This window comes from Mesonia profundi, assembly GCF_031085155.1.
Taxonomy (GTDB): Bacteria; Bacteroidota; Bacteroidia; order Flavobacteriales; family Flavobacteriaceae; genus Mesonia; species Mesonia profundi.
The window spans coordinates 1-23,296 of record NZ_JAVHUL010000034.1 but is presented as its reverse complement, the minus strand read 5'-3'; the positions used below and the strand labels follow the sequence as shown (position 1 = coordinate 23,296).

Genomic DNA, 23,296 nt, shown 5'->3' with positions numbered 1-23,296 from the left:
TAAACTCTAAACTCTAAACTCTAAACTCTAAACTCTAAACTCTAAACTCTAAACTCTAAACTCTAAACTCTAAACTCTAAACTCAAACCTACTCCTCTTTAGACGAATCAGAATCAGTTTTAGAATTGATATGAATCGTTTCAGAACTTAATTTATTTTTTCCAAAATCCAGTGTTTTAATAGGGAAGGGGATTTGAATACTGTTTTCATTAAAAGATTTTCTAATCGCTAAGATCGCTTTATGTTTCGCAAATAAAATGTCTCTTTGCTTGCTTACATCGGTCCAAAACCGAACTACAAATTTAATAGAGCTTTTCCCAAATTTGGTATAAGCGAACTCTACTTTTTCATTTTCTTTTTGGTCGAAGATGTTTTCTATCACATGAAGAGTAATTTTCTCTACTTCTTCTAAATCGGATTCATAACCTACTCTGCAATCTAATATCACTCGAGACCTACTTGTACTGCTTAAGTTCTTAAAGGGATTTTCTACTATTTTAATGTTGGGGATGATCACTAAATTATTGTCAGATTGTTTGATTACCACATTTCGTAAATTCACTTCTTGCACTTCGCCAGCAAAGTCATTACTTTCTATCCAATCACCAACTTCCAACTCCGATCTAAAACTTAAAATAATACCAGAAAAAGTGTTGTGAAGTGTTCCTTGTAAGGCCAATCCAATGGCAAGACCTACAACTCCAGCACCTGCGAGAACAGAGGTGAGTACCTTATTTAAATCTAGAACACCAAGGGCTATAAAAAAACCTACAGCAATAATAATAATCTTTACAAAACTTACGCTAATATCTATGATAGAACTACTAGCATTACTTTTCCTCATTAGTCTCCTCACAAACTTAACGACTAATTTGGCAATAAATACGAAGAAAATCATCACCAAAATGGCTAGAATAAAATTAGGCAGGTTGAGTATAAGTTTATCTACCCAACCTGCCATTTTATCCCAAATTCCGGTTACAGAATCGGTAACATTAAAGACTTCTTTATTGTCTTGATATAAATACATCTATATTTTAGTGTGTGTCTCTTTTGCTTTCATTGACCAAGCATCTAACATCCAACTTGTTTTCTCTAATTCTCTAATGTAAGCACCAATTAAATCGATGGTACCTTCATCTCCTCCTTTATCTGCAGTTTCTACTACTTTACTCATTTGAGCCAGTAATTTCCCGTGATCTTCCAAAAGTTCATGAACCATTTGCTTATCAGATTTTTCTGAAGCAGATTCCTTCAAATTTGAAAGCTTTAAATATTCAGAAAAATTACTGGTAGGTTGATACCTTAAGGTCAAAATACGTTCTGCGATCTCATCAATTTTAAGCATGGCTTCGTCGTACATTTCTTCAAACTTCTCGTGTAAATAGAAGAAGCTTTCTCCAACAATGTTCCAATGATAATTTCTTAATTTCTGATAGTATAAATGGTAATCTGCCAGTAAAATATTAAGTTCTTCTACTGTTTTGCCAGTTGATTTTTTATCTAAATTTAAATACTTCATAGTTTTTAATTATAGGTTTTGTTATTTTGATATAAAAATACGATAGTTTGTGGTTTTACAGCCCAAAAATAGAGACTTTAGGACAACTTTAACCCGAGTTCGAGTTTATTTAATTTTTAGCTTGTCTAAGATCTCTTTAGAAACTTGGCTAGCTTCAGCTCCATAAACGTCTGTAAGCAAGCCTTTCTTGTTGTTTGAAGTGGTGATGGCATAAAGAATAGAGTTATCACCAGGGTCGCTCATCCCTTCAAATCGAAGTACCTTATCTACATCAAACTCCTTTGCAGTATATTTCTCTTTATCTTTTTTATTTTCTAAGTGTTCATCAACAAGATTAAAATCTATAGTATATCCTTCTTCTAGTTTTAATTTATTGATGGCTTGAGATAGTGTCCCGTAATCTTTCATAATATTTGATTTAATTTCAACGTTAATTTAATGGTAAACCACATCAAATTCAACTTTTGTTAAGGGTTTAGTATAAATTTAACGCCATATCCTTATAAACAAAAAAACCCGGCAAGATTTGCCGGGTTTCGAGTGGTTAATGTATATAATTGGTTAGTTAGTTACGTTGTTTAGTTATTAAGCATCACAGGCATGACGAGCATAGTGACTTTCTCTCCTTCATCGAGTCCATCTTTTGGCGTTAAAATACCAGCTCTATTAGGAAGACTCATTTCGAGTTGAACTTCGTTTGCATTTAGGTTGTTCAACATTTCGGTTAAGAAACGTGAATTGAACCCAATTTGCATATCGTCTCCTTGATAGTCACAAGTTAAACGCTCTTCTGCCTTATTGTTGTAATCGATATCTTCGGCAGAAATATTTAATTCCGCGCCAGCGATCTTTAATTTTACTTGGTGTGTCGTTTTGTTAGAGAAAATAGAAACCCTTCTCACAGAGCTTAAAAACTGACTTCTATCTATCGTCAACTTATTAGGATTCTCCTTAGGGATTACCGCTTCATAATTAGGATACTTACCATCAATCAATCGGCAAACCAGTTGCGTTTCATCAAAAGAGAATTTGGCGTTAGAGTCATTATATTCAATCAAAACATCACTATCGCTTCCAGATAAAATCGCCTTTAATAAAGTTAAAGGTTTTTTAGGCATAATGTATTCTGCCGTTTGGGTAGCGGTAACATCTTCTCTGGTATATTTTACGAGTTTATGAGCATCTGTAGCAACAAAAGTTAAACCTTCTGTAGAGAATTGAAAAAATACGCCGCTCATCACGGGTCTAAGATCATCGTTACCAGAAGCAAAAATGGTTTTGCTAATCGCTGTAGATAAAACCTCTGCAGGGATAATGGTTTGACTAGGGTCATCCAATTCTACCGCATTAGGGAATTCTTCTCCATCGGCGTAAGCTAACGCATATTTACCGTGGCTAGAACTTAATTCTAAAGTTCCGTTTTCTTCGATAATAAACGTAAGAGGCTGCTCTGGAAATGTTTTTAGGGTGTCTAAAAGTAATTTCGCAGGAACAGCTATTTTTCCATTAGAATCAGAATCTACTTCCAATACTGCAGACATAGTCGTTTCTAAATCTGAAGCAGATACTTTAAGTTGGTTTTCATTTAATTCAAACAAAAAGTTATCTAAAATAGGTAACGTATTGCTGTTATTGATAACCCCTCCTAAAATCTGAAGTTGTTTTAGTAAATATGAACTTGATACTATAAATTTCATGGGAATGCAATTGAAAATTTAATATCTACAAATATATTTTATTAACTGAACAAATGCCATCATGCGTCCTATTTTTATTAACATAGATACCCACAATTATTGTATAACTTTTAGAAATGTAAAATTGCGCCTATATATTGATCAAATAGAAGAATATTTTTAGTTACTTTTGTGTATCAAAATACCGAATTTCTTTCTTACATGAGTCAAAAACTTTTACTTAACGCCAAAGAGATAGAAATTATCTTACACCGACTAGCTTGTCAGTTGTTGGAAAAACATTCAGATTTTTCTGAAACTGTTTTAGTGGGAATTCAACCCAGAGGAATTTTTTTAGCCAATAGAATTCAAAAGATCTTAATGGAAGATTACGGTTTGCCCGAAGTAAAAACAGGAAAACTAGACATCACCTTTTATAGAGATGACTTTAGAAGAACCGGTAAAACGCTGGAAGCTAACAAAACAAAAATAGATTTTTTGGTAGAAGATAAGAACGTGGTTTTTATAGACGATGTGCTCTTTACAGGGCGTAGCATAAGAGCAGCTTTAACCGCTATACAATCTTTTGGAAGACCTAAAGAAATAGAATTGTTAACGCTTATTGATAGAAGGTTTAGTAGGCATTTGCCCATTCAACCCGATTATAACGGAAGGCAAGTAGATGCCATTAACGATGAGAAAGTATTGGTAAATTGGGTAGATAACGCCGATGAAGATAGTGTTTATCTTGTAAAAAAATAACGCATTTATGAGTGAATTAAGTGTAGACCACTTATTAGGAATTAAATATCTTAAAGCTGAAGATATTGAACTTATTTTTAAGACCGCAGATCATTTTAAAGAAGTGATTAACCGTCCCATAAAAAAGGTTCCTTCGCTTAGGGACATTACCATTGCCAATCTCTTTTTTGAAAATAGTACCCGCACTCGACTTTCATTTGAGTTGGCCGAAAAACGTCTTAGCGCCGATATTGTTAACTTCTCTGCCGCTTCTTCTTCCGTAAAGAAAGGAGAAACGCTTATTGATACGGTGAACAATATCTTATCGATGAAAGTAGATATGGTGGTGATGAGGCATCCCAATCCCGGCGCTGCTGTATTTTTAGCTCAACACGTAGATGCGAAAATCATCAATGCGGGAGATGGCGCTCACGAACATCCTACGCAAGCTTTATTAGACTCTTATTCTATCAAAGAAAAGCTGGGAGAGGTGAAAGGAAAAAAGGTGGTGATTGTAGGCGATATTTTACACAGTAGAGTAGCGCTGAGTAATATTTTTGCCCTGCAAATGCAAGGGGCGAAAGTAAAAGTATGCGGCCCTAAAACCTTAATTCCAAAACATATTGAAGAGTTAGGAGTAGAGGTAGAGACCAATCTCATCAAAGCTCTAGAGTGGTGCGATGTAGCCAATATGCTTCGCGTGCAAAACGAACGTATGGATATGACCTACTTTCCCAGCACGCGAGAATACACGCAGCAATATGGAGTCAATAAAAAAATATTAGATCAATTAGGCAAGGAAATTGTGATTATGCATCCTGGTCCCATCAATAGAGGGGTAGAAATAACCAGTGATGTCGCAGATTCTAAACACGCCATTATATTAGATCAAGTCCAAAATGGAGTAGCCATAAGAATGGCGGTGATTTACCTGTTGGCTTCAAAAATTAAACAAGCATGAAAATAGTAGAACAAGACTTATATACGATTGTAGAAGATGAAAAAAACGATGTCAAAAAGTTTACTTCCTACATTGAAAAGGAAGGCTATAAAGAGATCAAGGATAAAAATGTAGTGATAGATATTCTTAACTACGGAAAAGTAGGCTTACCAGAATTACTTGCATTTTTACCAATTTCAAATCAGCATCGCGCGAATAAGCATTCTTTTGTCTTGGTGAGTGAAACCCTTATGATTGATGATGTGCCAGAAGAATTAATTGTGGTACCTACACTAAAAGAGGCAAAAGATGTCATTCAAATGGAAGAGATAGAGCGCGATTTAGATGCGTTTTAAGTTTCTATAATTTTATTTATTTATAATGGAAGTAACCATTCTTGGCTGCTATGCTGCCACTCCGCGTACCTATAATCACACGACTTCACAGGTGTTAAACATCGCGAATCATATGTTTTTAATCGATTGCGGAGAGGGAACTCAAATGCAGTTGAGGAGGCAGAAAGTGAAGTTTTCTCGCATCAAGCATGTGTTTATTTCCCACCTTCACGGCGATCATTTTTTTGGTCTTATCGGACTTGTTTCTACGTTCAATTTATTGGGGAGAGAAACCGATTTGCACATTTATGGACCCAAGGGAATTAAAGAAATCATCACCTTACAACTGAAGATGTCCAAATCATGGACTGGTTACGGATTGTATTTTCATGAGTTAAGCAGTAAATCACCAGAAGTTATTTTTGAAGACGACAAAGTCACGGTAGAAACCATTCCTTTAGATCACCGCGTGTATACCAACGGATATTTATTTAAAGAGAAAGAAGGAGATCGCAAGTTGTTGATAAATGAAGTACTTAATTATGATATCGATAAAGCCTACTACAGAAGTATTAAAAAAGGCAAAGATGTGAGCTTAGATGACGGAACCTTAGTTAAAAATGAATTGCTTACCGACCCACCGCCGCCTATAAAAAGTTACGCTTTTTGTAGTGACACGGCTTATTTGCCTTCTATTACCAACCAAATTAAGGGCGTTACCGCTTTATACCATGAGTCTACTTTTTTAGAGTCGCACGAGCATTTATGTAAACCCACCAAACATTCCACGGCCAAGCAAGCGGCTCAAATTGCAAAGCAAGCTGAAGCCAAACAACTCATTTTAGGTCATTATTCTACCCGCTACGATGATCTTCAATTGTTTAAAGAAGAGGCAGAAACCTATTTTGAAAACGTGACTTTGGCAGAAGACGGAAAAAGATTTTCTTTTGATTAATAGGATTGACTAGAAGAATCTTCTGATTTTTTTAATTAATTTTAAACAGAGTGATTAGATAATTCAAATGGAAACACTGCTGTTTATCAATTAGTTACCATCAAGTCTTGTTTCTTGGTTCCAGCAGTCTTGGTTCCTTATCGGAAAACAATGATTTAAATGGAAACACTTGTGTTTATCAACTAGTTACCGTCAAGTCTTATTTCTTGGTTCCAGCAGTCTTGGTTCCTTATCGGAAAACAATGATTTAAATTGAAACACTATTGTTTCTCAACTAGTTACCATCAAGTCTTGTTTCTTGGTTCCAGCAGTCTTGGTTCCTCATCGGAAAACAATAATTTAAATTAAAATACTACTGTTTATCAGTTAGTTACTATCAAGTCTTGTTTCTTTTTTCAACGTAACTATAAAAATCACTAAACTTTATACATTCATTTTTTCCCTAAGCTAGATTCTTGTAAATTGCAGTATGGAAAAAGACTTGCAAAACTATCGTAAATCTTACGAAAAATCAGAATTAAACTCAGGTCAGCTTCAAGCCGATCCTTTTTCACTATTTCAAGATTGGTTTACAGAAGTAGAGAAAGCACAATTGGTAGATGAGGTAAATGCTATGAGTTTAAGTACGGTTGGGGAAGATGGTTTTCCCAAAACCCGTATTGTCCTGCTTAAGAAATTCTCTGAAGAAGGATTTATTTTTTATACCAACTATAAAAGCGAGAAAGGTCTTGCCATAGAAAAGCACCCTAAAGTATGTTTATCATTCTTTTGGCCTGCAGCCGAACGTCAAGTCATCATTAAAGGAACGGTAGAGAAAGTTCCTAGAGAAGAATCTGATGCTTACTTTTCTTCTCGCCCTAGAGGAAGTCAGATGGGAGCGATTGTATCTCCGCAAAGTAATCCCATTCCAGATCGAGATTTTTTAGAAAAGAAATTAGAAGAACTTCAGCAAGAGAAAGGAGATTTTACGCGTCCAGAAACTTGGGGAGGCTACATCGTTAAACCTCAAGAAATAGAATTCTGGCAGGGAAGAGCCAATAGATTACACGATAGGTTTGTGTACCAATTAGATGCTTCAGCTCAAGACTGGAAGATTCTTCGTTTAGCACCATAATTTATGAAAACACTTATTTTAGTAAGACACGGGAAATCATCCTGGGAACAGGATTTGCCAGATCACGAACGCCCCTTAAAGCCAAGAGGTTTTAAGGACGCCGATTTGGTGATTAAAGCGTTTCAACTTCAGAATAATTATAAACCCAGCGTATTTTCAAGCAGCGCCGTAAGAGCACTTACGACAGCCAAATTGTTTAAGGAGGCTTTGGAGATTGGGGAGAATCAATTTTCAGTAAAAAAAGAATTGTACACCTTTGATGAAGATGATTTATTAAATTTTGTAAAAAATGCGGACGATGCGATACAGAACTTAATGCTTTTTGGGCACAATCCCGCGATGACGAATTTAGTGAATCAGTTGGGAGATGAGGTGATCGATAATTTGCCTACCACAGGCTTGGTAGTCTTACAATTTGAAATTGATTCATGGAAAGATATTAATAAGGGAAAAACATTAGTAAAGCTTTTTCCGAAGACTTTTAGGTAATGCTAGAGAAAAACAGGTATAATAATAGAGAAATCAGTTGGTTGCAATTCAACGCGCGCGTATTGCAGGAGGCTTCAGATGAAACGGTGCCCTTAATAGAACGCTTGCGATTTCTCGGAATTTTTTCTAACAACTTAGACGAGTTTTTTAAAGTGCGCTATGCTACCGTAAAACGTATTGCCCAAGCGGGAAAAGGAGCAAAAAAAGCCCTTGGCGGAATTACAGCCAGCAAGCTCTTAAAGCAAATTACCCAAATTGTGATCGATCAGCAATCGCAGAGTTTGGACATTCTGAGTAATATTCAGAATGAATTAAGAGATCATGACATTTTTATTATCCGTGAAAACGAAGTAACAGAGCATCAAGCTCAATTTTTAAAAGACTATTTCCACGAAAAAGTGAGTCCGGCTTTAGTGACTTTTTTATTAAATGACTTAGAGGAAATTCCGCGTTTAAAAGACAGCGCCGCGTATTTGGCCGTGAAAATGATTTTAAATACGCCACACAATGGGAAAGTGGATGAAAAACAATATATTCTTATCGAAATACCAAGAGGTATAGATCGTTTTGTGGAGGTTCCTTCAGATGATGGGAAAGATTATATCATTATTCTAGATGACCTCATTCGATATAATCTACAAAGCATTTTCAATATTTTTGACTATAAGAGTATTTCGGCACATATGGTTAAAATCACCAGAGATGCCGAATTGGATATGGCTGGAGATTTAAGTAAAAGTTACATCGAAAAATTACTTTCTAGCGTTAAAGATCGCATCGAAGGCCAGCCCGTGAGGTTTGTGTATGATAAAACCATAGAACACGATACGCTGCATTTCTTGCTTTCAAAAATGGGCATTGATGATTCAGACAGTATAATTCCTGGAGGACGGTATCACAACCGTCGGGATTATATGAAGTTTCCTAGTTTGGGCGCCAAGAATTTATTGTATAAAAAATACAGTGCACTTCCAGTGAAAGGCTTGAGTATGCAAGGGAGTTTACTGCAAAAAATTAACGAAAAAGACTACTTACAATATACGCCATACCATACGTTTTCTTATACCATAAGATTTTTAAGAGAAGCGGCTTTAGATCCTAAAGTGCAAACCATTAAGATTACGATTTACCGTCTAGCGGAAATATCGCATATCGCTAGTTCGTTGATCAATGCGGTTAAAAATGGGAAAAGCGTGACGGTTTCTATAGAGTTACGGGCGCGTTTTGATGAAGCCAATAACATTCGTTATGCCGAACAAATGCAGCAAGAAGGCGTAAAGCTTATCTTTGGTGTTCCTGGTTTAAAAGTACATTGCAAAGCCTGTGTGATTGAGCGTCTAGAAGACAAGAAGCTTAAAAAATATGGATTTATTAGTACGGGGAATTTTAATGAAAATACAGCAAAAGTATATACAGATTATACCTTATTTACGGCGAATGCTTCCATTTTAAAGGAAGTGAATAAAGTATTTGACTTTTTTGAGACTAATTATAAAATCAATAAATACAAACATCTCATTGTTTCCCCGCATTACTCTAGGTCTACTTTTGAAAGCTTAATCAATACTGAAATTAAGAACGCAAAGCAAAACTTGCCTAGCGGAATTCAGCTTAAATTAAACAGTCTTTCCGATTATAAATTAATCGATAAACTCTACGAAGCCAGTAGGGCAGGGGTGAAAATAAAATTAATTGTAAGGGGAATTTGCTGCTTGATACCGGGAGTAGAGGGAATGAGCGAAAACATTGAAGCGATTAGTATCATCGATAAACATTTAGAGCATCCTAGATTGTTTATCTTCGAAAACGCGGGAGAGCCGAAGATTTACATTTCTTCCGCAGATTGGATGACGAGAAATGTAGATTATCGCGTAGAAATTTCGTGTCCTATTTATCAAAAAGACATACAGGAAGAGTTGGTGAAAACCTTCGAGATATGCTGGAATGATAATGTAAAAGCAAGGTACTTTTCAGACGAATCAGAAAATACGTATGTGCAAAATGATCTGCCAAAATTGAGGAGTCAATTTGTAACCTACGACTATTATTTAGAAAATTTAGCTAAACATTAAAAGCCAAGATATACGTGTTAATTATAAAGAAATACGCAGCTATAGATATCGGTTCAAACGCCGTAAGATTACTCATATCTACGATTACAGAACCCGAAGGCAAAGAGGCCACCTTTAAGAAAACCTCTTTGGTGCGCGTTCCCGTTCGTTTAGGAAAAGATGTGTTTGTAGATGGTGAAATCTCTCCGTTTAATATGCAACGCATGCGAGATACGATGCATGCCTTTAATTTATTGATGAAATCGCACCAAATAGAACGCTATAAAGCCTGTGCTACTTCGGCGATGCGAGATGCTAGCAATGGCGTAGAATTGGCTAAATTGGTAAAGGAAGAGTCAGAGATTGATATTGAAATTATCGATGGAGAACACGAAGCCGCAATTATTGCAGCTACCGATTTGCATGCGTTAACTCAAAATGATAAAACTTACCTTTATGTAGATGTTGGGGGAGGAAGTACAGAATTTACGCTTTACGCGGAAGGAAAAATCATCAGTTCTAAATCCTTTAGGTTGGGAACGGTGAGAATTCTTAACGATATTGTGGAACCCAACCTATGGAAAGAAGTAGAAGATTGGGTAAAAGCAGCTACTAAAAACTACTCGAAGATCTCTTTAATTGGTTCTGGTGGAAACATCAACAATATCTTTAAAAGTAGTGGTCAAAAAATAGGAAAGCCTTTGTCCTATTTTTACTTGAGTTCTTATTATCAATTGCTGAATTCGTTGACCTATGAAGAAAGAATCTCTCAGTTAAACCTAAATACAGATAGAGCCGATGTTATTATTCCCGCTACCAAGATTTATCTTTCTGCGATGAAATGGAGTAGATCGAGAAAAGTGTATGTCCCTAAAATCGGACTCTCAGATGGAATTATAAAATCCCTTTATAACGAGGAGAAAAGCAAAGAGTAAACACTAGCCGTGAATAGATTCTTTTTTGCTGAGGTCTTTCATAATTTCGGCTTCAAAATCTAATAAAGACTGCCATTTCTTATCTACTTCTTCCCGATCACCGTATTGACGGGCAAAGTTGAGAAACATAGTGTAATGATTGGCTTCGCTTATCATGAGTTTTTTATAAAATACGCGTAAATCTTTATCTTTCAGTTCTTCAGAAAGAAGTTTAAAGCGCTCGCAACTTCTGGCTTCAATTAAAGCGGCATACAAGAGCCTGTGAACCATTTGGTCTATTCTACTTCCCCCTTTTGGGAAAAACTTGATGAGCTGTAAGACATATTCATCTTTGCGATCTCTGCCCATTTCAAAACCGCGTTTTAAAAGCTCATCGTGAACCATTTTAAAATGACTCATTTCTTCTTGCACTAAATCAACCATAGCCTGGGTAAGCTCTGTAAATTCAGGGAAACTTACAATTAAGGAGATGGCTGTAGAAGCTGCTTTTTGTTCACAATAGGCGTGATCTATAAGAATTTCTTTAAGATTTTTTTCAGCAATATTGACCCAACGAGGATCTGTAGGAAGTTTTAAACCAAGCATTATTTTATATCTAAATCAAAGGTGATACGTAATTTTTCAAGCATCGGGTTTTTTTCTACCATTTTCTCAAACTTGTCTCTTCCGGTAAAGACATATTTTTTGGCCGCCGTTTCATTGACTTCAATTTCAATGTCTACGTAAGAGTTGTTTAATCGCTTTCTTAAAAATTTAATGACAGGTCCTTTCGCTCTTTCCAGTTCTACTTTCATAGTAGAATTAGGCAAGATTATTTTAAGGATTTTATCATTTAAAGTCGGCGTGTCTGTAGCTAAAATAGAAGCCAATATTTTTTGTCCGTTTTTCTGAAGCCGTTTAATATATTCATCCCAAGCAGCCAAGGCTTGATTTTCTGAAAATTTATTGTCTAGTTTAACTTCTTCTTTTTCGGCTTTTCCCTTTTTTATCGCTTCAATTTCTTTCTTGCGCTGAATGCTTTTGATAGAAAGACCAGAGGTTTTTTTCTTAACGGGTTTTTCTTCCGCGGAAGCGCTAATAACAGGAGCTTGTTTTTCTTGAACTTGTAATTCTTGAGGTTGATCTTGCTTCACAAACTCAGTGGGCTTCGTATTATTGGTGGCGTTTTTAGGATGCTCATTAGTCTCTATCATTTCTTTTGAAGCCGGAGTTATAGAAACAAAATTTTTAGCGGGAATTATAAAGTGCTTAGACTTTTTTTTTTCTCCATCGAAAGTGATGGAGGCCAATTGCATTAAGCTAAGTTCAACGAGGAGCCGCTGATTCTTACTGGCGCGATATTTTAAATCGCATTCATTAGCGAGTTCTATGGCTTGTAAAAGAAATTCTTGTGAAGCTTTTTGAGACTGCTCAAAATATTTGCCTTTGGTTTCTTCGCCTACTTCTAATAAAGCAATGGTCGCTTGGTCTTTGCAAACTAATAAATCTCTAAAATGGGAGGCCAAACCAGCAATATAATGGTTGCCATCAAAGCCTTTGGAAAGGATTTCATTGAACTGCACCAAAAGCTCTGGGATTTTATTTTCTAAAATAAAATGGGTAGAAGTGAAATAAACTTCATAATCCAACACATTTAAATTCTCTGTGACGGCTTCTCTCGTTAGTTTGTTTCCAGAGAAACTAACGACTCTATCATAAATGGAAAGCGCATCACGCATCGCACCATCTGCTTTTTGAGCAATAATGTGCAAAGCGCCATCTTCGGCTTCTACACCTTCATTTTTTACGATATGAGCAAGGTACTCTTTAGCATCATTAACCGTAATTCTTTTAAAGTCGAAAATTTGACATCTAGAAAGAATGGTAGGAATGATTTTATGCTTTTCGGTAGTCGCTAAAATAAAGATAGCGTGCTTAGGCGGTTCTTCTAACGTCTTTAAAAAAGCATTAAAAGCTGCAGAGGAAAGCATGTGAACCTCATCGATAATATATACTTTGTAAGACCCTACCTGAGGCGGAATCCTTACTTGGTCTATCAAATTACGAATATCATCTACCGAGTTGTTGGAAGCGGCATCGAGCTCAAAAATATTAAAGGCGAAGTCTTCTTCCTCTTTATCTTCTGTAGCTTGTTGATTAATTTTCTTGGCTAAAATTCTAGCACAAGTCGTTTTTCCAACTCCTCGAGGTCCTGTGAATAAGAGTGCTTGAGCAAGATGATTATTTTTTATAGCATTCTCTAGCGTGTTGGTAATGGCTTTTTGGCCAACCACATCGTCAAAAGTTTCGGGTCTATATTTCCTTGCAGATACTATAAAATGTTCCATCGTTGGCAAAGATAGAAATAGGTGTCTTATTTTACTTGAAAGAAAGCTAATTTTTTATTGGAGTTATTCACAATTGGCATCTTTGAAAAAACTATATTTGCGATCTAAGCAGACCGCCTTATCACTCTAATTTTTATTGGAGAGGAAAGTCCGGACACCATAGAGAAGCATAGCGGTTAACAGCCGCCAGTACCGAGCTCGTTTCGGGATTAGGACAAGTGCAGCAGAAAGAATGTACAGGTAATGCTGTAGTGAAACCAGGTAAACTCTATGCGGTGCAATGTCATGTAAACCAACGTTTGAGGGTCCTCGCCCAATGTTGGAGGGTAGGCAGCTAGAGGTTTTTGGCAACAGAAACCCCAGATAAATGATAAGGACCTTCTTTTAGGTACAGAATCCGGCTTATAGGTCTGCTTTTTTTCTTTTTAAATTCTTTCGATACAGTTTATCCCTGGTTCTCTTTTCTTTTTTGAGTGGGAAGATTTGACTTCATCAGTTACTGAGTGAAAAATTATGGAATAAAATAATTTTAAGGGTTTTGAGTTGTGAGATTCAAATAGAGCTTAGAAAATAGATTCTAGAACCTAGACTTCATTATAAAATCTTCACATTTTCAAATTAACACATTATCAAATTTCCAAATCATTCGCATGAGGCTTCGATACAATTTTCTCTCGAAAATCACTCAGCCACCGTGAATTGTTTTTGCATAATTAAATCATCAAATCTGCTCATTATCAAATTAACTCATTATCAAATTTTCAAATCATTTGCATGAGGCTTCGATACAATTTTCTTTAGAAAATCACTCAGCCACCTGGATTATTTTCATATCATCAAATTAACTCATTGTCTATCGATAAAAAGATGAAATAAAATAATTTTGAAGGATTGTGAGTTGTTAAGATTGGACGTTTTGAAGATTGGAAAATTTTGTTATTCAAACCCTAAAATCTTATACCCTAGCACCTAATACCTCAACCACCTAGGAAGAAAATTTTTACTTGGAGAAGAAAGAAAAAACCGAACCTCCATAACGTCTATCTTCTTTAAAGTTAGAATGATCTTTTAGATTACCCGTATGCTTGGAGTGTTCCACAATTAAAACGCCGTCCTCTTCTAAAAACTCATTTTCAAAAACGAGATCTACAATTTTTGCAAATTGCTCATCCGAGAAATCGTAAGGAGGATCAGCGAAAATAAGATCAAACTTAAGGTTTACCTTTTCTAAATATTTAAACACCTCACTTTTAATGACGCTGATAGAAGCTTCTAACTCTTCAGAAGTTTCTTTGATAAATTTGACACATCCGTAGTGCTGATCTACCACCGTAATGTTTTTGGTTCCTCTAGAGATAAACTCATAAGTGATATTTCCAGAGCCAGAGAATAAATCTAATACAGAAATATCGCTAAAATGAATTCGGTTGTTTAAAATATTAAACAGACCTTCTTTGGCGATATCTGTGGTAGGTCGAATAGGAAGCTTCTTAGGAGCTGTTATTCTTTTACTTTTATACTTTCCGGAGATGATGCGCATTAAAATTGACTTAAAATGAGGTGGTGAAGGGGAGTGTTTACAGTGGTGTTTTCCGATAGGGAAATAGAGGTCATATCTGTTTTTAAAAAATCTAGGTGCTTGATGTAAGTCGACAATATGTTGTAATTATCGTCTTCTTTTTCTATATGCCCAGCAATCAAAACAGAAACTTCTAAAGGGTCTAACTCCAATTGCTCTAGCACAAACAATATATAGTAGATAAAATCTTCTTTGGTGTGGTAGTTAAAGCTGTTGGCTAATTGCAGCTCTCCTTCTTTAAAAATAACGGCATGAAAATGAGTAGGATGCACGTCTAGCAAAACTTCGGTTTTAAGATCTTGTGCTTTGGCAAGTTCAATTAAGCTAGAACTGATGTGTTTAAAAGAAAATTCCCCAAATTTTTCGAATAGATAATTATTGATATTGGTGTAGGGAATATACACGTTTTTTGCCTGTATGGCTTCTACATCATCAAAAGTGATGTAATCTGTAGCCAGTATTTTGGTGTTGAATTTTAAATAATCGGTCAGGTTTTCTTCCGTAAAGTAGGCATTGGGAACTAGGGTGTATAAGGTATTAGAATAAATCACTTCCAATTCATCGATAGCTTCCTGTGTATCAAAAGCAGAGTCTAAGACAACCTTTATTTCTTTAAGAAGATTCTCTGGAGTTTGTTGAGATAAGAAAGCTTTGTGCTTCAACTCTTCCACTTTATGGCTCTCTTTGTTACCTGTACAAAAAGAAAATCCATCCTGAGCGATCAGGATGGATAACTTATTTTTAATAGGTTCTATATTATTGGTCGTTAGCTCCATAAACTTGTGGCCAGTTACCATTGGTATTAATCTCTGTCATGGAACCAATTTTAATGTATTCTCCATTGACACCATCAACAGAAAGTACTTGTTTCTCTTGCATGATTAAGTCTTTATCTAGATCTCCCAAGATAGCGTCTTTAGAAACTTTTACCTCAAATACAGGAATTTCTGTTTTGTTCTTAACGATCTTACCATTCTCAATCTCAAATTTCGCTTTTTTCTTTGTTGTAGGAACGTACATCATCTCTTTATAACGTTTAGAGTTCTTAAAGATAGAATCCTTTACAGGTACAGTACCTATGGTATCAATAATGGTTTTACTCATATATTGATCTACATTATAGGCTTTTTTGTATTCCTCATCTAAAACGGTAGTGTCTCTACGTTGAGTAACTGTAAATTCTGCCGTATCAACAAATTGAATTAGGCTATTAAAGTCTCCTGCGAAAGTACCCGTAACTTGTTTGTGTGCAAGTTGAGCTTTTCTAATATCCTTCAGTCTATCAATTACTTTTTGGTAACGGACTTCTTTGGTCTTGTTAAACTCTATGGGTTCATAAACTGCGTTAAAAGTTAAATATCCTAAAACACCAATAACAATCCAAAGTAGTAATTGAATTACAAGTTTCATAGTTTAAAATTTATGATTTATAGTATCTACGCAAATCTACAATTTTTTTTTGTTCGTAAAAGTTTCCAAAGATAAAAATGCGTCTTTATATTTGATTTTATATTCCAAAGCTATGACATCACAAGAATTGTACCGTTTATTAACCAAAGAATTCTCTTATCAACCTACCTTACATCAAGATATTGCGCTACAAAAACTTTCTCAATTCTTAACGGAAGAAGAGCAAGATCATTTGTTTATTTTAAAGGGTTATGCCGGTACCGGGAAAACGACCATTATTGGTACCATTGTAAAAAATCTTTGGAAAATTAAGAAGAGTCCGGTGTTGATTGCGCCCACAGGCCGCGCTGCTAAAGTGATGAGCAATTATTCGGGGCATCAAGCTTTTACGATTCATAAAAAAATATATTTCCCCAAGAAGAGTAGTGGAGGAAGTGTTGAGTTTACGTTACAGCCTAATAAGCATAAAAACACCATTTTTATTGTGGATGAAGCTTCGATGATTTCTGACTCTACCGCAGATAAAAAATTATTTACTGATGGGTCGCTGCTAGATGATTTGATAGAATATGTGTATTCGGGAAAAAACTGTCAATTGATATTTATAGGAGATACCGCGCAGTTACCGCCAGTTCATCATAGTTTGAGCCCTGCGCTAGATCCAGAAAAACTTTCGCTTAGTTATGATAAAAAAGTAGATCAAATAGAATTGACTGAAGTGATGCGTCAACAATTAGAAAGTGGAATCCTAGAAAATGCCACACTGTTGCGAGATACCATTAAAGGGAGTTTCTATGAGAATTTCAAATTTAAAAACACCGGCGGAGATTTTATTCGCTTGATTGATGGCTACGAAATTATGGATGCCATTAACGATGCCTACAGTTCGCAAGGACACGAAGAAACGGCGATTGTGGTGATGTCTAATAAAAGAGCTAATATTTACAACGACCAAATTCGTTCCCGTATTTTATTCCGCGAAAGCGAAATTGCAGCAGGAGATTTTTTAATGGTGGTAAAGAATAATTACTTCTGGATCAAGAGCAGCAGCGAGGCTAGTTTTATTGCCAATGGTGATATTGTAGAGATTCTCGAAATTTTTGAAATCGTAGAACTTTACGGATTTCGGTTTGCCGAAGTAAAAGTGCAAATGGTAGATTATCCCAAGATGACGCCTTTTGAAACCGTGGTGATGCTCGATACGCTAACTTCTAACACCCCATCCTTACCTTATGAAGAGTCCAATAAATTGTACCAAGAAGTGATGAAAGATTATGCTGATGAGACTTCTAAATACAAGAAATTCTTAAAGGTGAAAAGCAATAAATATTTTAATGCGTTACAGATTAAATTCAGCTATGCGATGACTTGTCATAAATCTCAAGGGGGACAATGGAACACCGTTTTTGTGGAGCAACCTTATTTAAAAGATAGCATTACCGAAGATTATTTGCGATGGTTGTATACCGCCTGTACGCGAGCCAAAGAAAAATTGTACCTTATTGGATTTAAGGATGATTTTTTTGAAGACGATAGCGAAATACTTTAGCGGAAGTAAAAAAACCTTATTTTTGAATTAAAAAGACTGTAGTTTAGAAGTGCATTTAAATTTTTTATACTCCATTTCCTCTGGAATGACCCGCCCAGATGAAACGTTCGGACGGGGTTGAGGATAGGTTGAGTTACAATACTTATCATCTCATCCCCTCCTATCCCGAAGCTTCGGGACTCCCCAGAAAGAAGGACTTAAAAAACATCACTTATTAAACTACAATAATAAAAACTAAATCTCGTGAGTAAAGAAAAACTAAAAGTGATCGCTATGATTCCGGCGCGTTATGCGGCAACCCGTTTTCCGGGCAAATTAATGCAAGACCTTAACGGAAAAACGGTCATAAGAAGAACCTATGAATCTACTGTAAAAACCGAACTTTTTGATGATGTGTTTGTGGTGACTGATAGTCAGATTATTTATGATGAAATCAAAACTCACGGCGGAAAAGTGATTTTAAGCAAAACCAATCACGAATGTGGAAGCGACCGTATTGCGGAAGCCGTAAAGGATATGGATATTGATATTGTAGTGAATGTGCAAGGCGACGAACCTTTTACTTCTAGAACGAGCTTAGAAAAAGTCCTGAAGGTTTTTTATGGCAGTGATGCGCATCAAATTGATCTCGCTTCTTTAATGACACCGCTTTACGGACAAGAAGATATTGAAAACCCCAATCATGTGAAAGTGATTGTGAATCAGAATAATTTTGCGCTGTATTTTTCAAGATCTCCCATTCCTTATCACCGAGATAAAGACGTAGACGTTACCTATTATAAACATATTGGTATTTATGCCTTTCGGAAGCAAGCGATTTTAGACTTTCATCAATTGCCGATGCTCACGCTAGAGGCTTCAGAAAAAATTGAATGCATTCGTTATTTAGAATACGGCAAGAATATTAAAATGGTAGAAAGCGAAGCCATGGGAGTGGGCATCGATACGCCCGAAGATTTAGAAAAAGCGAAACGCATCTTAGACGAGGAAGAAAACAAGTAAGCTTATTTTTTAACCGCTTCTTTATACACTTGTAAACAACGTTCTCTGGCTTCTTTATGGTCTACCATACGATCTGGATAGTCTTTGGTGCCATATTCTGGAATCCATTTTCGGATGTATTTTTCGTCCTTATCGAATTTCTCTAATTGAGACTGCGGATTAAAAATTCTAAAATACGGAGCTGCATCTACACCGCAACCCGCAACCCATTGCCAGTTTCCTACGTTAGAAGACATTTCATAATCCAATAGTTTTTCAGCAAAATAAGCTTCTCCCCAGCGCCAATCAATTAATAAATGCTTGCATAAAAAACTTCCTACCACCATCCGAACGCGGTTATGCATGAGTCCTGTGGTGTTAAGCTCGCGCATTCCTGCATCTACCATGGGATAACCAGTGTTACCTTCTTTCCAGAGTTTAAACTCCTCCTCATTATTTCGCCATTTGATAGTATCGTATTTGGCCTTAAAAGCATCGGTGACGGTTTTGGGATAGTGGTAAAGAATCTGCATAAAAAACTCGCGCCAAATAAGTTCGTTCCAAAAGGTTTCATTTTCCGCGTGAAGCGCCTTTTTTAATACTTTTCTAATGCTGACGCTCCCAAAACGCAAATACGGACTCAAATGACTGGTCGCATCTTTGGCAGGTAAGTTTCTATTGTCTTCATAAGTTTCAATAGTGGTGGGAGTAATGTCGTAAGCAGGAAAAGAAATGGAAGATTTTTTAAAGCCGATATCGATTAAACTTAAGTTAGGTAAGCGCGTATTCTCAATTAAATTGGAAAGATAATCGTTGGTGTAATGCATTTGAAGATCGTAATCCTTAAAGGTTTTTTTCCATTTTCTCATAAATGGCGTATAGACCAAGTAAGGTTCTCCGTTGTCTTTAACCACTTCACTTTTTTCAAAAATCACCTGATCTTTATAAGAGAAAAATTCGATTTCTTCTTTCTCTAATAGCTGCTGAATTTTTTCATCCCGTTCTTTTGCATAAGGCTCATAATCGGTATTCGTAAATACCGCCTGAATTTCATAGTCTTTTAGTAGTTGCTCAAAAATTTCTTCGGCTGGACCGTGGAACATGGCTATAGAACTACCATAATTTTCTTGGAGCTCTTTGCGCATGTCTTGTAATTGATCAAAAATAAAACTGACTCTAGCGTCGTCTTTCGGGAGTTCCTTTAAGATTTCTTCATCAAATATAAAAATAGGTAAAACCCGATGTTCACTTTTTAAAGCTTGTAAAAAACCAACATTATCATCGAGTCTTAAATCTCTTCTAAACCAAAATATGGAAACCTTTTCTTTTGTCATGCTTATATTTTTAAAGTAGACATTCCACCATCAAGGTGAATTACTTGTCCTGTCATCCAACTGCTTTTTTTAGAAAGTAGGTAAGTAGCTGCATGGGCAATATCTGTAGCTTCTCCAACTCGCTTAAGCGGATGTCTTTCATCCATCATTTCTTTCTTCTTGTCGCTGCTTAGAATATTTTCGGCTAAGCTGGTATTGGTGAGGGAAGGAGCAATTACGTTTACTCTTACTGTTGGAGCATATTCTGCGGCCAATGCTTTTGCAAAACCTTTTATGGCTCCTTTTGAAGCAGCCACACTCGTATGAAAAGGCATTCCTACTTGTACGGCAACAGTACTAAAATAAACAATACTTGCTTGATTAGATTTTTTTAAACGAGGAAGCACTGCTTTGGTGCAATTTACCAAACTGATGAAGTTTTTTTGCAAATCTTCTTCAAAATCTGCTTGCTTCAGCATTTTAAAAGGCTTTAGGTTGATGGTTCCTGGGCAATAGATAAATCCGTCTAATTCTTCAGGTAAATTTAAATCTTCTAAGTTATCTTTAAACGCATCAAAAGTATGGTGAGTCACTTCAAGGTCACTTAAATTACCATTGGTTCTAGAAGCTACGATTATGTTAATCTCTTTATGAAGTTGTTTTACAATCTCTAATCCAATTCCGTGACTTCCTCCAATAAGTAAAATATTTTTCATAGCTATAGGTGTTAATAAGTTCCAAAAAGCTCGGTAAGCTTGCTTTTTCTATATTCAAAAATTTCTTTTAGTTTAGGTTTCACTAAGATGGGGTGCGCTAGTTGACCTAAAATTCCAAGAGGAAGTTTATAATCGATGATATCTTCCATTTCTACGCCGCCCTCAATTTCATGGATGAAGTGTTTATGGTGCCATAGCGCATAAGGTCCAAAGCGTTGTTCGTCTACAAAGTAGTCTCCTTCTTTTACGTGTGTAATTTCGGTGACCCATTTGGTTTTAATTCCGGCAATAGGAGTGACGATGTATTGAATAATTTGTCCCGCATACATGGATTTATCTCCACCAGAAATAATATCAAAGCCCATATAATCTGGCGTAATTTCTTTTAAATTTGCGGGATTAGATAAAAAATCCCAAGCCGCTTTCATACTGATGGGCAAGCGTTGCTTTTCATGAAGTCTATATATTTTCATAGAAGCAAAACTAACCGATATTTTGTCTAAACAAAAATGAAATAAGTTAAACAAAAGTTATTCTTTTGATTTTTGTTAGACTTTAAATCTTAAAAAAATTACCTTTATTTTACACTAACAAAAAAAATAAATTTTATGAAGAGCGTTTTTGCCTTAAGTTTAGTATTAATCATGTTTTCTTGTGATAGCACAAAATCAACTAACGACAAAAAATCGTCTGAAGCCAATTCCTTAAATGAGAAAGAAGAGATGTCAAGAAACATAAGTTCAGTTACTTTAGAATCGGGCTGTCTGCCAGCAGGGGAGTGCGCTTTTGAAGTCATACCAAACACCAAAATGGATTTTAAAATAGACACAGCAGAGATGCTTTATCCAGAGTTTGTAGATGATGTACAAACCAATACCATCAAATTCAGTTACAATGAAGATACCGATAAAGAGCTCATGGACGGGCATTACCGAGAAGAGATTTATTTTGAAGTAAAAAACGGAACCAAAGAAATGGACCTTCAAGATATGGAGCTTAAAGACGTTAATTTTCTTTACGGAAGGTTTTGCTATTGTAAAGGAAGTGCCGGTTACTTTAAAGTTGATAAAGGGAATTTAACCATGAAGAATGGGAAATTAACTATCGAATTTGCTAACGGACAAGTACCTCAGAAACTTGGAAAAATCACGGCTTCTTACAAATAAGATAAGAATCTAGATTTATTTTCATAAAAAAAGCAGCTCTTGAAGCTGCTTTTTTGTTTCTATACGTAAAGTAAAACCTTAATTAGCTTTATCTACGACCAATCTTTCATCTCTATTAGCTACTTCCCAAGCGGTATAAAAAATCAACTTGGTTCTTTTCGTCAATAAATCATATTCAATTTTATCTGGGGTATCGCTAGGTTTATGATAATCTGCGTGAGTTCCGTTAAAATAAAAGATTACCGGAATATTGTGCTTTGCAAAATTATAATGATCACTTCTATAGTAAAAACGATTCGGGTCGTTTTCGTCATTATACGTATAATCTAGGTCTAAGTTTACATATTTACTATTCATTTCTTCGGAAATGTTGTGTAAATCGGTACTTAACTTATCGCTTCCAATAAGGTATATGTAATCTGCTTTTCCTTCGTGTGCAGGATCTATTCTACCAATCATATCGGTATTTAAATCGGTTACCGTATTCGCTAAAGGAAAAATAGGATTTTCGGTATAATATTTAGAACCTAATAAACCTTTTTCCTCTCCCGTTACGTGTAAAAATAAAATCGATCTTCTAGGAGAAAAGCCATCTTTTACCGCTTTCTGAAAAGCTTCTGCCATTTCTAACATAGCAACGGTTCCAGACCCATCATCATCGGCGCCGTTATAAATTTCTCCGTCGTCGCTCATCCCAACGTGATCTAAATGCGCAGAAATGATTACAATTTCTTCCGGAAATTCGCTTCCTTCAATAAAAGCAACTACATTTTCTGAGTCCTTGAATTTATCATTAAAGAAACTTGACGGGATGTGTTGAAAATAGTTATCTCCACCCAGGGGAGAAGGGATATTTAATTTTACATACTCATTTTTTAAATACTCAACAGCCAGCTTTTGTCCGGGTTCTCCTGTATCCCGACCTTGAAACTCATCTGAAGCATAGGTGTATAGGTGTTCCTTTAATTCGGCTGAGGTGATGGTGTTGCCATAAGTTTCTACATTAGCTTTACTTACGGATTGGTCTTTTTGTACGCTACAAGAGAAAATAGTTCCTAGAGCAGCAAATAATAAAATTTTATGCATTTTTTTTCTGACTTAAATATGAGTGGCACAAGGTATTAAATAATTCAGAATCTTTGAGTCTGAAAATACTTTAAAAAAAGTGGATTTATTTTTTTGGGAATTCAGAAAAAGGCCTATATTTGCAACCGCATTCAGGGAATACCTGATGAGGCGCTCAAGGAGAAATGGCAGAGCGGTCGAATGCGGCAGTCTTGAAAACTGTTGAGGGTCACACCTCCGGGGGTTCGAATCCCTCTTTCTCCGCTAAACAAAACCTCAACCATCTAATTTTTAGACTGTTGGGGTTTTTTGATTTCTATAAATGCACACAGAAATTATGGATCAAGTCAAAAAGGGGATCAAGTCAAAAAGTTGTGGGATTTTAGTTTTATGCAAAAATTGTGGATAGTCTAAATAGGAAAAAATCTACTT

General features: G+C 35.9%; 24 protein-coding genes, 1 tRNA gene and 1 other RNA gene. 13 read left to right on the top strand and 13 right to left on the bottom strand.

Going from position 1 to position 23,296, the window contains the following annotated elements; translation table 11 throughout:
• Positions 1–88: 88 nt before the first annotated feature.
• The 4 genes from RBU60_RS11540 to dnaN form a co-directional block, all read right to left on the bottom strand.
• Positions 89–1,030 (bottom strand): mechanosensitive ion channel family protein, encoded by a 942-nt coding sequence (locus RBU60_RS11540; protein WP_308865203.1) that lies wholly within the window; start codon positions 1,028–1,030, stop codon positions 89–91.
• Positions 1,031–1,522 carry a Dps family protein gene (locus RBU60_RS11535; protein WP_308865202.1) on the bottom strand — a complete coding sequence of 164 codons (492 nt, stop codon included), beginning with the start codon at positions 1,520–1,522 and terminating at the stop codon, positions 1,031–1,033.
• A 105-nt stretch (positions 1,523–1,627) separates the two neighbouring features.
• Entirely contained in the window at positions 1,628–1,930 is a 303-nt protein-coding gene (locus RBU60_RS11530; RefSeq protein ID WP_308865201.1) for a phosphoribosylpyrophosphate synthetase, read from the bottom strand.
• Between the two features lie 170 nt (positions 1,931–2,100).
• Positions 2,101–3,219: a DNA polymerase III subunit beta gene (gene dnaN / locus RBU60_RS11525; protein WP_308865200.1), complete on the bottom strand. Its 1,119-nt coding sequence runs from the start codon at positions 3,217–3,219 to the stop codon at positions 2,101–2,103.
• A 201-nt stretch (positions 3,220–3,420) separates the two neighbouring features.
• Between dnaN and pyrR the strand changes: the two genes are divergently transcribed.
• The 8 genes from pyrR to RBU60_RS11485 all read left to right on the top strand — a co-directional run bounded on the left by pyrR (position 3,421) and on the right by RBU60_RS11485 (position 10,758).
• Positions 3,421–3,960: a bifunctional pyr operon transcriptional regulator/uracil phosphoribosyltransferase PyrR gene (pyrR, locus tag RBU60_RS11520; RefSeq protein ID WP_308865199.1), complete on the top strand. Its 540-nt coding sequence runs from the start codon at positions 3,421–3,423 to the stop codon at positions 3,958–3,960.
• A 7-nt stretch (positions 3,961–3,967) separates the two neighbouring features.
• The gene (locus tag RBU60_RS11515) at positions 3,968–4,900 is read left to right on the top strand and encodes an aspartate carbamoyltransferase catalytic subunit (protein ID WP_308865198.1); all 933 of its coding nucleotides are present in this window, start codon (positions 3,968–3,970) and stop codon (positions 4,898–4,900) included.
• Positions 4,897–5,235, top strand: coding sequence for a ribonuclease Z (locus RBU60_RS11510; RefSeq protein WP_308865197.1), 339 nt, complete (start codon positions 4,897–4,899; stop codon positions 5,233–5,235). The genes RBU60_RS11515 and RBU60_RS11510 overlap by 4 nt, the downstream gene beginning before the upstream one ends.
• 25 nt (positions 5,236–5,260) lie before the next feature.
• Positions 5,261–6,169 carry a ribonuclease Z gene (locus RBU60_RS11505; protein ID WP_308865196.1) on the top strand — a complete coding sequence of 303 codons (909 nt, stop codon included), beginning with the start codon at positions 5,261–5,263 and terminating at the stop codon, positions 6,167–6,169.
• Positions 6,170–6,638: 469 nt separating this feature from the next.
• The gene (gene pdxH / locus RBU60_RS11500) at positions 6,639–7,283 is read left to right on the top strand and encodes a pyridoxamine 5'-phosphate oxidase (protein ID WP_308865195.1); all 645 of its coding nucleotides are present in this window, start codon (positions 6,639–6,641) and stop codon (positions 7,281–7,283) included.
• Between the two features lie 3 nt (positions 7,284–7,286).
• A complete protein-coding gene (locus tag RBU60_RS11495) occupies positions 7,287–7,772 on the top strand; it encodes a SixA phosphatase family protein (protein WP_308865194.1) in 486 nt (161 codons plus the stop codon).
• Positions 7,772–9,844: a polyphosphate kinase 1 gene (gene ppk1 / locus RBU60_RS11490; protein ID WP_308865193.1), complete on the top strand. Its 2,073-nt coding sequence runs from the start codon at positions 7,772–7,774 to the stop codon at positions 9,842–9,844. The genes RBU60_RS11495 and ppk1 overlap by 1 nt, the downstream gene beginning before the upstream one ends.
• A gap of 14 nt (positions 9,845–9,858) precedes the next feature.
• Positions 9,859–10,758: a Ppx/GppA phosphatase family protein gene (locus RBU60_RS11485; RefSeq protein WP_308865192.1), complete on the top strand. Its 900-nt coding sequence runs from the start codon at positions 9,859–9,861 to the stop codon at positions 10,756–10,758.
• Positions 10,759–10,761: 3 nt separating this feature from the next.
• Here the strand turns inward: RBU60_RS11485 and miaE are convergent, their stop codons facing one another.
• Both miaE and RBU60_RS11475 read right to left on the bottom strand, forming a co-directional pair.
• Positions 10,762–11,343, bottom strand: coding sequence for a tRNA-(ms[2]io[6]A)-hydroxylase (gene miaE, locus RBU60_RS11480; protein WP_308865191.1), 582 nt, complete (start codon positions 11,341–11,343; stop codon positions 10,762–10,764).
• Entirely contained in the window at positions 11,343–13,085 is a 1,743-nt protein-coding gene (locus RBU60_RS11475) for a DNA polymerase III subunit gamma/tau (RefSeq protein ID WP_308865190.1), read from the bottom strand. Before RBU60_RS11475 ends, miaE begins: the two co-directional genes overlap by 1 nt.
• 105 nt (positions 13,086–13,190) lie before the next feature.
• Here RBU60_RS11475 and rnpB point away from each other — a divergent pair.
• Positions 13,191–13,506: RNase P RNA component class A (rnpB, locus tag RBU60_RS11470), an RNA gene on the top strand.
• A gap of 579 nt (positions 13,507–14,085) precedes the next feature.
• On the opposite strand, the gene rsmD is transcribed toward rnpB, so the two are convergent.
• From rsmD to RBU60_RS11455, 3 genes are read right to left on the bottom strand one after another with little or no spacing between them, the layout of a single operon-like run.
• The gene (rsmD, locus tag RBU60_RS11465) at positions 14,086–14,625 is read right to left on the bottom strand and encodes a 16S rRNA (guanine(966)-N(2))-methyltransferase RsmD (protein WP_308865189.1); all 540 of its coding nucleotides are present in this window, start codon (positions 14,623–14,625) and stop codon (positions 14,086–14,088) included.
• On the bottom strand, positions 14,625–15,440 hold the full coding sequence (locus tag RBU60_RS11460) for a DUF3822 family protein (RefSeq protein WP_308865188.1): 816 nt from the start codon (positions 15,438–15,440) through the stop codon (positions 14,625–14,627). Before RBU60_RS11460 ends, rsmD begins: the two co-directional genes overlap by 1 nt.
• Complete coding sequence (locus tag RBU60_RS11455; protein WP_308865187.1) at positions 15,421–16,074, bottom strand: hypothetical protein; 654 nt, start codon at positions 16,072–16,074, stop codon at positions 15,421–15,423. Before RBU60_RS11455 ends, RBU60_RS11460 begins: the two co-directional genes overlap by 20 nt.
• Positions 16,075–16,186: 112 nt before the next feature.
• On the opposite strand from RBU60_RS11455, the gene RBU60_RS11450 reads away from it, so the two are divergent.
• The gene (locus RBU60_RS11450) at positions 16,187–17,623 is read left to right on the top strand and encodes an ATP-dependent DNA helicase (protein ID WP_308865186.1); all 1,437 of its coding nucleotides are present in this window, start codon (positions 16,187–16,189) and stop codon (positions 17,621–17,623) included.
• Between the two features lie 273 nt (positions 17,624–17,896).
• Positions 17,897–18,625, top strand: coding sequence for a 3-deoxy-manno-octulosonate cytidylyltransferase (gene kdsB, locus RBU60_RS11445; protein ID WP_308865213.1), 729 nt, complete (start codon positions 17,897–17,899; stop codon positions 18,623–18,625).
• A gap of 2 nt (positions 18,626–18,627) precedes the next feature.
• Here the strand turns inward: kdsB and RBU60_RS11440 are convergent, their stop codons facing one another.
• The 3 genes from RBU60_RS11440 to RBU60_RS11430 are packed head-to-tail and all read right to left on the bottom strand — an operon-like array spanning position 18,628 to position 21,106.
• Entirely contained in the window at positions 18,628–19,938 is a 1,311-nt protein-coding gene (locus RBU60_RS11440) for a cryptochrome/photolyase family protein (protein ID WP_308865185.1), read from the bottom strand.
• Positions 19,939–19,940: 2 nt separating this feature from the next.
• Positions 19,941–20,633 (bottom strand): SDR family NAD(P)-dependent oxidoreductase, encoded by a 693-nt coding sequence (locus tag RBU60_RS11435; protein WP_308865184.1) that lies wholly within the window; start codon positions 20,631–20,633, stop codon positions 19,941–19,943.
• An 11-nt stretch (positions 20,634–20,644) separates the two neighbouring features.
• Positions 20,645–21,106, bottom strand: a complete 462-nt coding sequence (locus RBU60_RS11430) for an SRPBCC family protein (RefSeq protein WP_308865182.1) — start codon at positions 21,104–21,106, stop codon at positions 20,645–20,647.
• Between the two features lie 135 nt (positions 21,107–21,241).
• Here RBU60_RS11430 and RBU60_RS11425 point away from each other — a divergent pair, with 135 nt between their 5' ends.
• On the top strand, positions 21,242–21,799 hold the full coding sequence (locus RBU60_RS11425) for a hypothetical protein (protein WP_308865181.1): 558 nt from the start codon (positions 21,242–21,244) through the stop codon (positions 21,797–21,799).
• Between the two features lie 78 nt (positions 21,800–21,877).
• Here RBU60_RS11425 and RBU60_RS11420 read toward each other — a convergent pair whose 3' ends face one another.
• Positions 21,878–22,885, bottom strand: coding sequence for a M28 family metallopeptidase (locus RBU60_RS11420; RefSeq protein WP_308865180.1), 1,008 nt, complete (start codon positions 22,883–22,885; stop codon positions 21,878–21,880).
• A 158-nt stretch (positions 22,886–23,043) separates the two neighbouring features.
• Here RBU60_RS11420 and RBU60_RS11415 point away from each other — a divergent pair.
• A tRNA-Ser gene (locus RBU60_RS11415) sits at positions 23,044–23,128 on the top strand.
• The last annotated feature ends 168 nt before the right edge of the window (positions 23,129–23,296 follow it).